Annotated in this window: 14 protein-coding genes; 3 read left to right on the forward strand and 11 right to left on the reverse strand. The window is 67.6% G+C overall.

What is annotated here, in order from left to right:
• Positions 1-21 precede the first annotated feature (21 nt).
• Positions 22-1,149 (forward strand): acyltransferase family protein, encoded by a 1,128-nt coding sequence (locus tag ACZYYX_RS16520; protein ID WP_463815833.1) that lies wholly within the window; start codon positions 22-24, stop codon positions 1,147-1,149.
• Here ACZYYX_RS16520 and ACZYYX_RS16525 read toward each other — a convergent pair.
• From ACZYYX_RS16525 to ACZYYX_RS16565, 9 genes are all read right to left on the reverse strand, one after another.
• A complete protein-coding gene (locus tag ACZYYX_RS16525; RefSeq protein ID WP_463815615.1) occupies positions 1,136-1,714 on the reverse strand; it encodes a TetR/AcrR family transcriptional regulator in 579 nt (192 codons plus the stop codon). The genes ACZYYX_RS16520 and ACZYYX_RS16525 overlap by 14 nt on opposite strands.
• Positions 1,711-2,952, reverse strand: coding sequence for a cytochrome P450 (locus ACZYYX_RS16530; protein ID WP_463815616.1), 1,242 nt, complete (start codon positions 2,950-2,952; stop codon positions 1,711-1,713). The genes ACZYYX_RS16525 and ACZYYX_RS16530 overlap by 4 nt, the downstream gene beginning before the upstream one ends.
• 164 nt (positions 2,953-3,116) lie before the next feature.
• The gene (locus ACZYYX_RS16535; RefSeq protein WP_463815617.1) at positions 3,117-3,920 is read right to left on the reverse strand and encodes a DUF1906 domain-containing protein; all 804 of its coding nucleotides are present in this window, start codon (positions 3,918-3,920) and stop codon (positions 3,117-3,119) included.
• 70 nt (positions 3,921-3,990) lie between these two features.
• Positions 3,991-6,891, reverse strand: coding sequence for an MMPL/RND family transporter (locus tag ACZYYX_RS16540; protein ID WP_463815619.1), 2,901 nt, complete (start codon positions 6,889-6,891; stop codon positions 3,991-3,993).
• Positions 6,888-7,322 (reverse strand): MmpS family transport accessory protein, encoded by a 435-nt coding sequence (locus tag ACZYYX_RS16545; RefSeq protein WP_463815620.1) that lies wholly within the window; start codon positions 7,320-7,322, stop codon positions 6,888-6,890. Before ACZYYX_RS16545 ends, ACZYYX_RS16540 begins: the two co-directional genes overlap by 4 nt.
• A complete protein-coding gene (locus ACZYYX_RS16550; RefSeq protein WP_463815621.1) occupies positions 7,319-7,807 on the reverse strand; it encodes a MarR family winged helix-turn-helix transcriptional regulator in 489 nt (162 codons plus the stop codon). Before ACZYYX_RS16550 ends, ACZYYX_RS16545 begins: the two co-directional genes overlap by 4 nt.
• Positions 7,808-7,929: 122 nt before the next feature.
• The gene (locus ACZYYX_RS16555) at positions 7,930-9,297 is read right to left on the reverse strand and encodes an FAD-binding oxidoreductase (RefSeq protein WP_463815622.1); all 1,368 of its coding nucleotides are present in this window, start codon (positions 9,295-9,297) and stop codon (positions 7,930-7,932) included.
• A 10-nt stretch (positions 9,298-9,307) separates the two neighbouring features.
• Positions 9,308-10,543, reverse strand: a complete 1,236-nt coding sequence (gene tap, locus ACZYYX_RS16560) for a multidrug efflux MFS transporter Tap (RefSeq protein ID WP_463815624.1) — start codon at positions 10,541-10,543, stop codon at positions 9,308-9,310.
• 28 nt (positions 10,544-10,571) lie between these two features.
• Entirely contained in the window at positions 10,572-11,252 is a 681-nt protein-coding gene (locus ACZYYX_RS16565) for a sensor domain-containing protein (RefSeq protein WP_463815625.1), read from the reverse strand.
• A gap of 128 nt (positions 11,253-11,380) precedes the next feature.
• Between ACZYYX_RS16565 and ACZYYX_RS16570 the strand changes: the two genes are divergently transcribed.
• Both ACZYYX_RS16570 and ACZYYX_RS16575 read left to right on the forward strand, forming a co-directional pair.
• A complete protein-coding gene (locus tag ACZYYX_RS16570) occupies positions 11,381-12,211 on the forward strand; it encodes a uracil-DNA glycosylase (RefSeq protein WP_463815626.1) in 831 nt (276 codons plus the stop codon).
• Positions 12,212-12,290: 79 nt separating this feature from the next.
• Entirely contained in the window at positions 12,291-13,340 is a 1,050-nt protein-coding gene (locus ACZYYX_RS16575) for an LLM class flavin-dependent oxidoreductase (RefSeq protein ID WP_463815628.1), read from the forward strand.
• Here the strand turns inward: ACZYYX_RS16575 and ACZYYX_RS16580 are convergent.
• Complete coding sequence (locus ACZYYX_RS16580; RefSeq protein ID WP_463815629.1) at positions 13,337-13,795, reverse strand: nitroreductase family deazaflavin-dependent oxidoreductase; 459 nt, start codon at positions 13,793-13,795, stop codon at positions 13,337-13,339. The genes ACZYYX_RS16575 and ACZYYX_RS16580 overlap by 4 nt on opposite strands.
• A gap of 4 nt (positions 13,796-13,799) precedes the next feature.
• On the reverse strand, positions 13,800-14,237 hold the full coding sequence (locus ACZYYX_RS16585) for an HIT family protein (protein ID WP_463815630.1): 438 nt from the start codon (positions 14,235-14,237) through the stop codon (positions 13,800-13,802).
• Between the last annotated feature and the right edge of the window lie 10 nt (positions 14,238-14,247).

The raw sequence follows: 14,247 nt of genomic DNA on the forward strand, positions 1-14,247 counted from the left end.
GTCATGACCCTGTCCTCGGGGATGGCTTCGGGCACCGAGGCGCAGGGCGGGCTGGAATCCGTCACGGCGACCGGCCGGGTCGACTCACTGACCGGTATCCGGGCCGTGGCAGCACTTCTCGTGGTGCTGACGCACGCCGCCTACACCACCGGTCGCTACGGGCAGGGCTACGTCGGGCTCATGTTCTCCCGCATGGAGATCGGGGTGCCGATCTTCTTCGTGCTGTCCGGCTTCCTGCTGTTCAGCCCCTGGGTGACCGCGTGCGCCAGCGGTTCTCCCGCGCCCTCGGTGAAACGCTATGCGTGGCACCGGGTCCGGCGCATCATGCCGGCCTATGTGGTCACCGTCCTGGCGGCATATCTCGTCTACCACTTCCGCACGGCGGGTCCGAATCCCGGTCACACCTGGGAAGGGCTGGTGCGCAACCTGACGCTGACCCAGATCTACACCGACAACTATCTGTATTCCTTTCTGCACCAGGGTCTTACGCAGATGTGGAGCCTCGCCGTCGAAGCGGCCTTCTATGTGGCGTTACCGCTGATGGCCTACCTCCTGCTGGTCGTGCTGTGTCGCCGGCGCTGGCGGCCGTGGCTGCTGCTCGCCGGTCTGGTTGCGCTGGCGGCGCTGTCCCCGGCCTGGCTCACGTTGGTGCACAAGACGTCTTTTCTGCCCGACGGCGCCCGGCTGTGGTTGCCGGGTTATCTGTCATGGTTCGTCGGCGGCATGGTGCTCGCGGTACTGGCGGCAATGCGTGTTCGCGCGTACGCGCTGGCCTGCCTGCCCGTTGTGGTGATCTGCTACTTCATCGTGTCCACGCCGATCGGGGGAGAGCCGACGACGTCTCCGGCTCTGCTGTGGGAAGCGTTGGCCAAGAGCGCCTTCTACGCTGTGATCGCGACGTTGGTCGTGGCTCCGCTGGCGCTGGGTAACACCGGTCTGTACGCGAAGCTCATGGCGAGTAGACCGATGGTGTTCCTGGGTGAGATCTCCTACGAGATCTTCCTGATCCACCTCGTGACGATGGAACTGGTGATGGTCGAGGTGCTGCGGTACCCGATCTACAACGGTTCGGTGTGGCTGCTGTTCTTCGGCACGATGCTGGTGACCGTGCCGCTGGCGTGGCTACTGCACCGGTTCACCCGGGTGTGACCGCAACGATCTGCGGGACGACGAATTCGGCGAGCATGGCGGCCTCGTCGGCGTCGTCGCGACCGGGGAACATCAGCAGCGAGGTCAGGATCCGCACCAACCAGCGGGCCCGCTGTTCGACGTGGTCGGCGGCGCCGGCCTGCAGGCTCACGACGAACATCTCGGTCAGGGCGGCGATCACCGGTGACTGCTCGGCCATCTCACCGCCGATGGGTCGCGTTGACGCGGTGAACCAGGAGGCCAGCGCGGGGTTCTCGCGCACCATGCGCAGACATCCGAGCATGCCCTGCACGAGCCGCTCTCGCGGATCCTCGATCGGGACGAGCCGGTCGGTCAGCTCCCGGTAGAGCCGGTGGGTCTCCCGGTGGACGTAGGCGGTGTGCAGCGCGTCGCGGTTCTCGAAGTAGCGGTACAGCGTGGCTCTCGAACAGCCCGCCGCCGCGGCTATGTCGTTCATGCCGACGGTCGCGGCGGGCTTCTCGGCGAACAAGCCACCGGCTGCGTCCAGAATGCGTTCGGCGGCGACTTCGGTGCGGTGCGCGGCGAGCCAGTCCCTGCCGCTCACCGGGTCACCGTGATCGGCACCGTCAGCGGTCTGCGCACGTAACTGCCGCCGGCCCAGACGATTCCGGCTTCGTCGACGTCGAAGTCGGGAATGCGGGCCAGGAGTTCGGACAGTGCGACTCGGGACTGCATCCGTGCCGCGGCCGAGCCCAGGCAGAAGTGGGCGCCGTGGCTGAACGTGAGGATGTTGCGGGGGTTGCGGGTGACGTCGAGTTCGCCTGCGTCATCGCCGTATTCGCGCTCGTCGCGGTTGGCCGAACCGTAGAGGAACAGCACCTTGCGGCCGGCGGGGATCGTGCGGTCGCCGATCGTGACGTCGCGGGTCGTGGTGCGGGCCAGTCCCTGCACCGGGGAGGTGAGCCGCAGGAATTCGTCGACGGCGCCGGGGATGAGGCCGGGGTCGTCGACGAGGAGCCGGCGCTGATCGGGGCGTTGGTGCAGCAGCTGCACCGAGCCGCCGAGCATGCCGGTGGTGGTGTCGTTGCCGCCGGTGACCATCGTGAAGGTGAACGCGAGAACCGAGAGCACACCGGCGATGTCCCCGTCGGCGCCGACACCGGCGGCCACGAGATGGGAGACGGTGTCGTCACCGGGGTCGACGCGGCGGCGCTCGATCAGTGCGGTGAAGTAGGTCATCATCTCGCCGAGTGCGTCTCCGAGGGTGTCTAGCGCGCCGCCGATCCCACCGTCGGTGGTGTTGGCGGCGACGATCGCTTCGGTCCATCCGTCGAACTTGCCGCGGTCGGCCTCGGGCACGCCGAGGTAGTGCGCGACCACCATCGACGGTAGGGGTTTGAACAGTTCGCCGACGATGTCGCCGCCGCCGCGCGAACGCAACCCCTCGATGCGTTCGACGACGAACTGGCGCACCGTCGGCTCGATCGCCTCGACCTGGCGTGGTGTGAAACCCCGGGACACGAGCTTGCGGAACTCGGTGTGCGTCGGCGGATCCTGCATGACCATCGGCGGATTGTCGGCCAGGCCGATCATCTCGAGCTCGCCGTAGTTGACGGTCAGGCCCTGGGCGGAGGAGAACGTCTGGTGGTCGCGCGCCGCAGACCAGATGTCGGCGTGCCGGGACAGCACGTAGTAGTCGTGGTCGGGCCGGTCGGCAGGCACGACGTGGTGGACGTGGTCGCGGTCGCGTAGCGCGCGGTACATCGGCCACGGGTCCGGCCAGGTAGATGCGGTCGGTAGGCGAAACGCCACTGGGGAACCGTGAGACAAAACAGCCGACATGTCTCATGCATACGACATAAGCAGGCCGGTGTCAACGCACAACGCGTCAAACGACCGCTTGCTCGATGCTGCACGCGACATTGCGTGCAGGGTCGTTGCGGCAACCCTGGAGGCAATCTCGGCTACAGCATCCGGTACAGGTGCGGGTCAGAGCGCCGAGTCGCTCACTGATGCAGGTTCCACTGCCCGACGTCGCGCGCCATCACGTCGTTGACGTCCACCCGCATCCCGCCGACCAGCGGGCCCGGGTTCGACGCGGTGTCGACGATGCGCTGGTACAGCACGGCCTGCGGATGAATCTTGTTTCCCGACCACGCTTTGGTCTGCCACGCCCACCGGTAACCGGGCACGCTGGACGCGCCGACCACACCGTCGGCGATTGCCCACTGGCACGCGTCAATGCCGCCGTAGATGCCCGTGCGCTGCACGCCGATCACCGAGTTGATCCCCCGAAACCACGGCAGCGCCACGGTGTTCCAGGTGTCGCGGCTGATGTCCTCGTCGATGGTGAAGAAGATCGGTGCGCTGCGCCCACCGCCGGCGGCGGTGTGCAGACCCCAGCCGGTGCGCGCGTCGGCGACACCGCCGGCGAACCCGCGGGTGAAGTCGGACGGCGCTGTGCCGCCGGGCTTTCCGTATTGATAGTTGCTGACGATGACGAGGCCCTGGGCGTTCAGCGAGCGCGCGTACGGCAGCGTGATCGGCTTGGCGCCGAAGTTCGACCCGGGCCGCGACAGCGACACGTAGTTGACGACGCCGGAATGGCCGGCGGCGCGGATGGCCTCCGCCGGAATCTGCGCGGCCGCGAAATCGATCAGCGTGGGAGCGGCCGCCGATGCTGTGGGCGCTCCGGCGCCGAGAGCGGCAGCGCCGAGACCAGCGACGCCCGCGCCTGCGGCAGCGGCGAAGCGCAACGCGTCACGGCGGGATACCGCCCGGGTGCGCCGGGCGTCGGGCAGATCGGACACGGCGTGATGTTAACCGTGTGACTCCTGATCACGGTGGTGCCACGCGGGACGGGAGGGACTCAGCCCCTGTTCAGCCTCCGACCGGGACCGGGGCGGTGTCAGCATCCCGGGCCGGCGGCGCCGGCGGCAGGAAGTGGTTGTCCCCGCGCGGGTAGACCACCTGCGGCCACCAGAACCACCGACCGAGCAGGGTCGCGATGGACGGCATCAGGAACGACCGCACCACCAGGGTGTCGACCAGAAGGCCGATCGCGATCGTCGACCCCATCTGGGCCAGCACCGTCAGACTGCTGCCCAGCATCGCCGCCATCGTCGCGGCGAACACCAGGCCCGCCGACGTGACGACACCGCCGGTGCCGGCCATCGACCGGATGATGCCGGTCTTGAGCCCGGCGTGGATCTCCTCGCGGAAACGGTGTACCAGCAGCAGGTTGTAGTCCGCGCCGACGGCCAGCAGGATGATGACCGACATCAGCATGACCAGCCAGTGGATCTGGATGCCGAACAGATCCTGCCAGATCAGCACGGAGATGCCGAACGACGCGGCGATCGAACTGGCCGCGGTGCCGACGATCGTCGCCGCCGCCACCACGCTGCGGGTCAGGATCAGCATGATCATGAAGATCAGCGTGAGCGCTGAGACCACGGCGATCAGCAGGTCGTACTTCGCGCCGTCGGCCATGTCCTTGTAGGTGGCCGCGGTCCCGCCGATGAGGATCTTGGCATTCGACAGCGAGGTCATCTTGATCGCGTTCTGCGCGGCCTCCCGCTCGGCGTCGACGCGCGAGATGCCCTCCACCGTCGCGGGATCGCTCTGGTGGGTGACGAACATGCGCGCCGATTTCCCGTCGGGGGACATGAACATCTTCAGTCCGCGCTCGAAGTCGGGATTGCTGAACGCTTCTGGCGGCAGGAAGAACAGATCGTCGTTCTTGGCGGTGTCGAACGCCGCGCCCATGGCCAGTGCGGTGTCATTCATCGCACCCATCTGATCGAGCAGCGTCTTCTGGGAGTTGTACGACGCCCACGTCAGAGCCAGCGTCTGCTTCATCGTCGCGATGGTCTGGGGGAGCAGGGCGGTCAGTTGCGGAGCCAGGTCGGCGAGCTGATCGGTGTTGCCCTGCACCGCACCTTGGGCGTCGGTCAGCTCGTTGATACCGTCGAGCGAATCGAACAGCGACCTGATCGCCGCGCACATCGGGATGTCGTAGCAGTGCGGTTCCCAGTAGAAGTAGTTGCGCAGCGGCCGGAACTGGTCGTCGAAGTTGGCGATGTTGTCGCGGACCTGTTCGGTGATCTGCAACAGCTCCTTGGACTTCTGCGCCGAATCCTGCGTCAGCTGAGTCTGTTTGAGCGAGAGCTGATACTGCTTCTCCATGATGTCGATGTTCGCCTGGGTGGCCTCGGCCATCTTCTTCATGTCGTCGAGCTGAGCGCGCTGGAACGGCAGGTTCTGATTCTGTACCTGGCCGGACACGCTGGTCTGGAACGGAATCGAGCTGTGCTGGATGGGGATTCCCAGCGGACGGGTGATGCTCTGCACCATCGCGATGCCGCGCGCCTGCATCACGTTGCGGCCGATCGCGTTCAGCACCAACATGTCCCCGGGATTGCGCATGTCGTGGTCGGCTTCGACCATGATGATGTCCGGGTTCATCCGCGCCGGGGTGAAATGCCGGTCGGCGGCGGCGTATCCGATGTTGACAGGTGCGCTGTCGGGCAGGTAGTAGCGGTCGTTGTAGGCAGGCTTGTAGCCGGGGATCGCGACCAGCCCGATGAGCACGATGAATGCGCTCGCCACCAGGATCGGCCCCGGCCAGCGCACGACCGCAGTGCCCACGCGGCGCCAGAACCTGCTGCGCGCATCACGTTTCGACTCGAACAGGCCGATCTTGCTGCCGAGGAACAGAACGGCAGGCCCGAGTGTGACTGCGGAGGCGACGACGACGACCATGCCGATCGCCACGGGCTCTCCCATGGTCGAGAAGTAGGGCAGCCGCGCGAAGGACAGGCAGTAGGTGGCACCGGCGATCGTCAACCCGGAACCGATGATCACCGGGGTCACCGAGCGGAACGTGGTGTGGTACGCGGTTTCTCGGTCTTCACCCGCGCTGCGCGCTTCGCGATAGCGGCCGAAGATGAAGATGCCGTAGTCGGTGGCCGCGGCGATCGCGAGCATCGTGAGGATGTTGCCCGCGAAGGTCGTCAACCCGAAGGCGCCGTTGTCGGCGAGCACCGAGACCACGCCGCGGGCGGTCAGCAGCCCGATCGCGGTGAGGAAGAGCTGCACCAGCGTCGTCACGAACGACCGGTACACCACAAGCAGCATGAAGAAGATCGCGAGCAGGGTGTAGGCGGTGATCTGACCGAGGCTGGCGTTGCCGATGACGTGCATGTCGTCGGTCAGTGCCGCAGGGCCGGCGACATAGGCCTTTACCCCCGGGGGTGCGGGGGTGTTCGCGATCGCCTCCCGCACGTGCTCGACACCGGTGTTGGACAACGTCTGGCCCTGCTCGCCGGCCAGGTTGAGCATCACGTAGGCGGCTTTGCCGTCCGAGCTCTGCGCGCCGGCCGCGGTCAGCGTGTCGCCCCAGAAGTCCTGGATGTGCTGAATGTGTTCCGGATCGTCGCGCAGCTTCGTGATGATCTCGTCGTAGTACTTGTGCGCGTCCGGTCCGAGCGGCTCTTGGCCCTCGACGATCACCATGACGGTGCTGTTGGAGTCGAACTCCGTGAAGTTCGCTCCCATCTCCTTCATGGCCTGCACCGACGGCGCGTCGTTGGGCGTCATCGGAGCGGAGTGTTCTTCGCCGACGACCTCGAGTTGCGGGGCGACGACGTTCACCACCACGGCAATGGCGATCCACGCCAGGATGACCGGGACGGACAGGATCCGCAGAAGGTGGGCCACGGGGTGGCCCTTGGCGTGCTTTTCCGGGCGGTGCGCGAAGCGCTTTGTGTGGGTGCTCATGCGGACTTCACCAGGCAGTAGGTCTGGGCGTCGACGCCGTCGGCCTGACGTTCGTCGCGAACGGTGCCGTTGACCGTGACGCGGCAGCCGATCGAGTCGGCGTCAGCGCGGGCCATCAGGTTCGCGCTGACCGTCGGCAGCGTCGTCGACAGCGAGACGGTCCAGGGCAACGGCGCGGTCAGCGTGTGCACGTTGGCGTCGGGATCGAAGTAGCTGATCTCGGCGGTCGAGCCGGGTGCACCCCACACCTCGTAGACCATGACCTTCGGGTTGAACTGCACGATCTCGATGCCCGCCCCCGCATTCGCGTTGAGATCGGTGGACGCGAACTGGCGGTGCAGCCGCGAGACGACCAAGGCCGACACGGACAGCACCACGATCAGCACGAGCGGAATCCACACCTTCTTCAGTCCTCTCCGGACGACCCTCATGCCAGTCCCCGTTCATCGGTTGCGGCGCCCAGAGTGTCGTCGGCAGTGGTCGCCAGCGACTGCAGCACGGGCAACGCGACGCGGGCGGCCAAGGCCAGCGCATCGCGCTCGTCGTCGCCGAGTGTGTCGAGCAGCGTGCCGAGCCGTTCGCGGCGTGCGGCCGCCCGCTGTTCCATCAGCGCGAGCCCGTCGTCGGTGACACCGATCAGCGCGGCGCGGCCGTCGCCGGGATCGGCGACCTTGGCCACGAGACCGCGGCGTTCGAGGCGCTGGATCAGCTGTGTCATCGACGGTTGGCTGACGCCTTCCTTGGCGGCGAGCGTGGTCAGCCGAGTGGGACCTTCACGGTGCAGCCGGTTCATCACGAAGCCGGCGGACGCGGTCATGTCGGCACGGTCGCTGAGGTGGCGGACGAGAAGGTCGGCGGCATGGTCGACGAGAGAACCGATGCTGTCGACTGCGGCGGGAGCGGCGCGGTCAGGCACGGGCTATATATATCACTGCCGTTATGTAGTCGCGAGCCGTGGGTTGCCCAGCGGGATCTAATTTTCGTTGACGGTGATATCTACATAGCGGGTGTGATGTAACTGCAGTTATGCAAGCTGCGTCAGAAGGCGGCTCCGGGGTTGAGGATGCCGTCGGGATCGAGCGCGGACTTGATCCGCCGATTGAGTTCCATCACCTCAGGCCCGAGCTGACCCGCCAGCCACGGTCGCTTGAGTCGCCCCACCCCGTGCTCACCGGTGATCGTGCCGCCCAGCGAGACGGCGAGGTCCATGATCTCGCCGAACGCCTGCTGCGCACGCTGCTCCATCGCCGCGTCGGCGGGATCGAAGACGATCAGCGGGTGGGTGTTGCCGTCGCCGGCGTGGGCGATCACCGAGATCATCAGGTCGTGATTGGCGGCGATCTTCTCCACGCCGCCGACCAGATCGGCCAGGGCGGGCAGCGGCACGCCGACATCTTCGAGCAGCAGCGACCCCCGGGCCTCGACCGCGGGGATCGCGTACCGCCGGGCGGCGACGAAGGCTTCGCCCTCCTCGGGGTCGGAGGTCGAGAACACTTCTGTGGCACCGTGTTCGGTGAACACCTCGGCCATGTACTCGGCATCGCGCGCACCCGCGGGTCCGCGGTCGTCGCTGGCGGCGACCATCATGGCGGCAGCGTTGCGGTCCAGACCCATCCGGAGTTTGTCCTCGACGGCGTTGATCGCCACGGCGTCCATGAACTCGAGCATGGACGGCCGGATCTTGCCGGTGATCGTGACGACGGCGCGCGCGGCCGCCTCGACCGAATCGAAGGACGCCACCACCGTGCAGGCACCGTGCTGTGCCGGCAGCAGCTTCAGCGTCACCTCGGTGACCACTCCTAGGGTGCCCTCGCTGCCCACGAAGAGCTTCGTCAACGACAGTCCCGCAACGTCTTTCAAGCGGGGCCCGCCGAGACGCACGGCGGTGCCGTCGGCGAGCACCACCTGCATGCCGAGGACGTAGTCGGTGGTGACCCCGTACTTGATGCAGCACAGGCCGCCCGCGTTGGTGGCGATGTTGCCGCCGATGCTGCAGATCTCGAAGGACGACGGGTCGGGGGGATACCACAGTCCGTGCTCGGCGACGGCTTTCTTCACCTCGGCGTTGAGCAGGCCGGGTTGGACGACGGCCGTGCGCGTGACCGGGTCGACCGAGATGTCGCGCATCTTCTCGGTCGACAGCACGATGCCGCCGTCGAGAGCTGTTGCGCCGCCGGACAATCCGGTACCCATACCGCGCGGGACGACGGCGATCCGGTGGGAACTCGCCCAGCGCATCACCGTCTGCACCTCGTCGGTACGTCGGGGCCGCACCACGGCCATCGGTGTTCCTGCGCTCGGATCGGCGGCGCGGTCCTGCCGATACGACGCCACGACGTCGGGATCGGTGACAACGGTGCCCTCGGGCAGCGCGGCGGTCAGTTCGTCGAGCACATCGGAAGCCACACGATCGATGCTACGAGCTTTGTGCGGCCTGCGGCCCGCGATCGAGCTCGCGCAACGGCCGAAGGAACACCGTGGCCACCCCGAGCGCCAACATCGGCAGCGACAACGCCAGGAACGTCGCGTGCAGTCCAGCCGAATCGGCCAGCGGCCCGGCCACGATCAGACCGAGCGGGCCTGCCGCGTAGGCCAGCGATCCCATCACGCCCACCACACGGCCGCGAAGATGTGGCGGAGCCTGGGTCTGCATGACGTAGTTGTAAATCGGTGCGATCGGGCCGTAGACGAAACCCACGACCGCGCACAGCACGAGGATCAGCGGCAGCGGCGGCAGGAACGCGATGATCGTCATCGCCACCCCGAGCGTCAGCACCGCGGTCATCATCACGGTGCGGCGCCGGGTGACGCGGGACAGCACCGCATAGCCCAGGGCTCCGATGAGCCCGCCGATGCTGAGCGCCATCAAAACCCAACCCAGCTGCGCGGGCTCGTTGCGGTCGGTGAAGTACTTCGGGAACAGCACGCTTTCCATCGGCATGTAGAGCCCCGTCGCGGTGAGGTCGACGAACGCCAACGTGCGCAGCACCCGGTGGTGCCACACGAATCGCAAGCCCTCGACGATGCCGGCCCACACGCCGCCGGCGCGCGCCGACGGCTCCGGTGTCCCCGCGCCTTCGAGGCGCAGCACCGCGATCGCGACGATCGACAACACGAAGGCGCCCGCGGTCACCCACATCGTGTTGATCCCGCCCAGGGTGGCGATCAGCAGACCGCCGATTCCTGGCCCGACGATGTAGGCCAGGTTGAACACCGCCTCGTAGAACGAGTTGGCGTGATCGAGAGTCCAGCCGGCGCGCTGTGCTGCCTCGGGCAGCATGGTCTCGCGCGCCGTCATGCCGGCCGGGTCGAAAAGCGCTCCGAGAGCTGACAATCCGGCCAGCACCGCGACGTTGATCGCGTGCGCGCCGAAGAGCAGGGCGATCACCGGGACCGCCGCCACCGACAGTGCGGACAGCGCGTCGGAGATCATCGACACGCGTCGGCGGCCGAGGAAGTCGACGGCGGCGCCGGCGATCAGCGTCGCGGCCAGCAGCGGCAGTGTCCCGGCCATGGCGACCACCGAGGCGTCCAGCGCCGACCCGGTGCGCTGCAGCACCAGCCAGGGGAAGGCGACCATCGAGATGCCGTTCCCAGCGCCCGCCATCAACGCGGCGAACAGGATCAGCAGCAGGGGCCTGCGCCGGCTCATCGCCGCAGGTTAGCAAGCCTGTGGTCGGCTACCACGTCGCCGCGACGTTGGCGGCGATCTGCCGGGCGATCGTGGCTGCGGTGTCGGCCGGATTCGCACTGCAGGTGTTGACGTCGACGATCACGTTGTTGGCCTGGGCCAGCGCCCGTCCGCAGCCCCAACCCGGGGCTGCGGCCTCGTTGAGGGTCGACACCGTGCTCAGGACGTGGTCGGCGGCTGTGATCTCGCCGACCGTCCACTGCGTTCCGCTCTGTGTGTGCGTGTACTGGTGGCAGGCCGGCCACTGCTGAACTGAGGCGTCGAAGAACGCGGTGGCCTTCTCGAGGTACGGGAACAGCACCACGGCCTGTTTGGAGTAGTGCTTGAACGCATCGCCGTCGTTGAGGCTCTGGTCCCGTTCGGCGGTGAAACCGCTGGCCGAATAGACGGCCGCCTCGGCGGCACCGTCGAGGGCGAGGCATTCCGGGGGTGCCATGATCGCGCTGTTGTCGGACATCGCCGACTGCGATTCGGTCACGGTCATCGGCGGTGACCCCATGGCCTGCGCCACCTGTTCAGGGGTCAGCAGCAGCTTGGGGAGTTCCCGCTCGGTCAGCGGACGCGGGATCATCGTTCTGGTGGGTACGGGGGATTCAGCGTTGCTGACGGTCGCGCCGCACCCCGTCACCACAACGCACAGACCGATGACGGCAGCTTTCGCTCGTCGCATGATTCTCCCCACCTCGCTCGGGTTCCCAGGCGATCCATGGTGAGCCGTTCCGCCGGTCACACGGGTGAGGTACACGGTGTTTCGTGGTAACGATGAACCGTGCTTTCTGGTAACGAACTGGTCGACCGGTGAGTTTGCCTCACCCTCGCATCGGCGGCCGGTTCTCCTCGCCGGTACGCCCGGGGTCGGGATGGCCGGGAGACCCGGCGACGACGCGCACCCCGGTGGCCGGCTCACCGGCGGAAGTGGCTGCGCTCGCGTCTGCCGCCGCGACGGTGGAGCAGCTGGACGCCGAGGTGTCGGTGTGCCGGGCGTGCCCGCGTCTGGTCGCGTGGCGCGAAGAGGTGGCGGTGGTCAAGCGGAAGTCGTACGCCGACGAACCGTACTGGGGGAGGCCCGCACCCGGTTTCGGCTCACCGCGGCCGGCCATCCTGATCGTCGGCCTCGCCCCCGCTGCCAACGGCGCCAACCGCACAGGCCGGGTCTTCACCGGTGACCGGTCGGGTGACTTCCTGTTCGGGTCGCTGCACCGCGCCGGTCTGGCTAATCAGCCGGACGCCGTCGACAGCGGAGACGGACTGTCGCTCAAGGATGTTCGCGTCGCGGCTGCGGTGCGGTGCGCCCCGCCGGGCAACAAGCCCACGCCGGTCGAGCGCAGCGTGTGCGCGCCGTGGCTGGACGCCGAGTGGCGCCTGGTCGGCCCCCACGTCCGGGTGATCGTCGCGCTCGGTGGCTTCGCATGGCAGGCCGCGCTGGCCATGATCCGTCGCGCGGGTGGCGTCGTCGGCACGCCTGCCCCCACCTTCGGCCACGGTGTGACGGCGCGGCTGGACACCCCGCCGGGTGAGGTCGTGCTGATGGGCTGCTATCACCCCAGCCAGCAGAACACCTTCACCGGCCGGCTGATCCCGGCCATGATGGACGACATTTTCACCCGCGCCCGCGCGATTTCGGCGTGATTGCCGTCGCTGACCGACGATCATCACACCGAAATCGCACAAAGGGAACGTCCCGCGGCGCTGATGCGTTGCACGTTCAATGCGTCTCTCTGTCCTCGACCTCGTTCCCGTGCGCTCCGACCAGACGACCTCGGATGCGCTGGCCGCGACGACGCGCCTGGCCCAGACCGCCGACCGGCTCGGTTACACCCGGTACTGGGTGGCCGAGCACCACAACATGCCGTCGGTCGCGGCCACCAGCCCGCCGGTCCTGCTTGCCCACCTGGCGGCCCACACCTCGGCGCTGCGACTGGGCTCGGGCGGGGTGATGCTGCCCAACCACGCCCCGCTGGCGGTGGCCGAGCAGTTCGCGCTGCTCGAAGCCGCTCATCCCGGCCGCATCGATCTGGGTATCGGCCGCGCGCCCGGGTCCGACCCGGTCACCTCGATGGCGCTGCGGGGCGCGGCCGGCCGCGACGACCGCGACATCGAGGCGTTCCCCGAATACCTCGACGACGTCGTCGCACTGATGGGACGCAAGGGCGTGCGCGTCGCGCTGCCCCGCGACCTGATGCGGGACAACTACATCCTCAAGGCGACGCCGGCCGCCGCGTCCGAACCGAGGTTGTGGCTGCTCGGCTCGTCGATGTACTCGGCGCATCTGGCGGCAGCCAAGGGCCTGCCGTATGTGTTCGCCCACCACTTCTCCGGACAGGGCACGGCGGAGGCTCTGCAGACCTACCGCGACGAGTTCCGGCCCAGCGAGCTGACCCCCGAGCCCGTCACGTTCCTCACCGTCAACGCAGTGGTCGCCGAAACCCGCGACGAGGCACTGCGTTTGGTGCTGCCGAATCTGCAGATGATGGCGCGGCTGCGCACGGGAGCGCCGATGGCGGCCGTCGACCTGGTCGAGGATGCCGAAGCGTTGGACATGGGTCCGAGGGCCCAATCGGTCATCGACCACGGCCTGCGCCAGGCTGTGGTGGGCAGCCCGTCGGAAGCGGCCGAGCAGGTCCGCGAGCTGGCGGCCGAATTCGACGTCGACGAGGTGATGATCCACCCGGTCGCCTCCGCCCACCGCGGTGTGGTCCCGGCGACCTCCCCGGCGCGCGAAGCCACGCTGGAACTGCTGGCCAAAGAGCTGTTCTAAGCCTTCGGGGTGAGCCGGACGAGCGGGATCTTACGGCTCGTGCGGCGCTGATAGCCGTTGTATCGGTTGCTGTTGTCGCGGTTGACGAGTTCCCACAGCCGCGGGTAGTCGGGATCGTCGGCGAGCACCGGCGTCGCCGTGACCGCCACTCTGCGCGGCCCGATGTTGATCTCGATGTCCGGATTCGCCTTGAGGTTGTGATACCAGCCGGGTGCGCGTGGATCACCGCCTTTGGAGGCGACGACGTAGTAGTGCCCGCCGTCGGGGAAGTACGACAGCGTGTTGGTGCGCTGTGCGCCGGTTTTGGCGCCCACGGTGTGCAGAAGCAGGCTCGGCGGCACACCGGGCAACGGAATGCGATGGCCAACGCGACCATTCGTGCGCTTGTAGAGGGAATCGTGCAGCATCAGTAACCGGACACCGACGTTCTGCTCGACCCACTGGGCGATGTTCATCTGCTCAATCCAACTCGGCCGTGTCGATCTGCGCCAGTGCCTCGCGCAGCAGCCGTCCCGTCTGCTCCCGGTCGGCGTCCCGGCGCACCAGCATGCCCTTGGCGAACGACAGTTTGTCGCCGTCGCGGCGCGGCACCACATGCAGGTGGATGTGGAACACCGTCTGGAAGGCGGCCTTGCCGTCGTTGATCGCGATGTTGTTGCCGTCGGCGTGCAGGCCCGAGGCCCGCGCCGCCTTGGCGATGCGCTGGCCCAGCCGCATCATCGAGGCCACGGTGGCGGGCGGGGTGTCGGTCAGGTCGACGGTGTGGCGCTTGGGGATCACCAGCGTGTGACCGCGGGTGAACGGGCGGATGTCGAGAATCGCGAGGTGGTCGTCGTCGTCGTGGATCGTGATGGCCGGGGCCTCGCCCGCGACGATGGCGCAGAAAACGCAGGACATCTACGTCACG

The sequence above is a fragment of the Mycobacterium sp. IDUB_1 genome, from assembly GCF_055419625.1.

What these genes read in the sequence shown, in the direction of transcription:
- ACZYYX_RS16520 (WP_463815833.1), top strand. Translation starts at nt 22, where the DNA reads ATGGCTTCGGGCACCGAGGCGCAGGGCGGGCTGGAATCCGTCACGGCG.
- ACZYYX_RS16530 (WP_463815616.1), bottom strand. Translation starts at nt 2,952, where the DNA reads ATGTCGGCTGTTTTGTCTCACGGTTCCCCAGTGGCGTTTCGCCTACCG.
- ACZYYX_RS16540 (WP_463815619.1), bottom strand. Translation starts at nt 6,891, where the DNA reads ATGAGCACCCACACAAAGCGCTTCGCGCACCGCCCGGAAAAGCACGCC.
- ACZYYX_RS16545 (WP_463815620.1), bottom strand. Translation starts at nt 7,322, where the DNA reads ATGAGGGTCGTCCGGAGAGGACTGAAGAAGGTGTGGATTCCGCTCGTG.
- tap (WP_463815624.1), bottom strand. Translation starts at nt 10,543, where the DNA reads ATGAGCCGGCGCAGGCCCCTGCTGCTGATCCTGTTCGCCGCGTTGATG.
- ACZYYX_RS16565 (WP_463815625.1), bottom strand. Translation starts at nt 11,252, where the DNA reads ATGCGACGAGCGAAAGCTGCCGTCATCGGTCTGTGCGTTGTGGTGACG.
- ACZYYX_RS16575 (WP_463815628.1), top strand. Translation starts at nt 12,291, where the DNA reads ATGCGTCTCTCTGTCCTCGACCTCGTTCCCGTGCGCTCCGACCAGACG.
- ACZYYX_RS16580 (WP_463815629.1), bottom strand. Translation starts at nt 13,795, where the DNA reads ATGAACATCGCCCAGTGGGTCGAGCAGAACGTCGGTGTCCGGTTACTG.
- ACZYYX_RS16585 (WP_463815630.1), bottom strand. Translation starts at nt 14,237, where the DNA reads ATGTCCTGCGTTTTCTGCGCCATCGTCGCGGGCGAGGCCCCGGCCATC.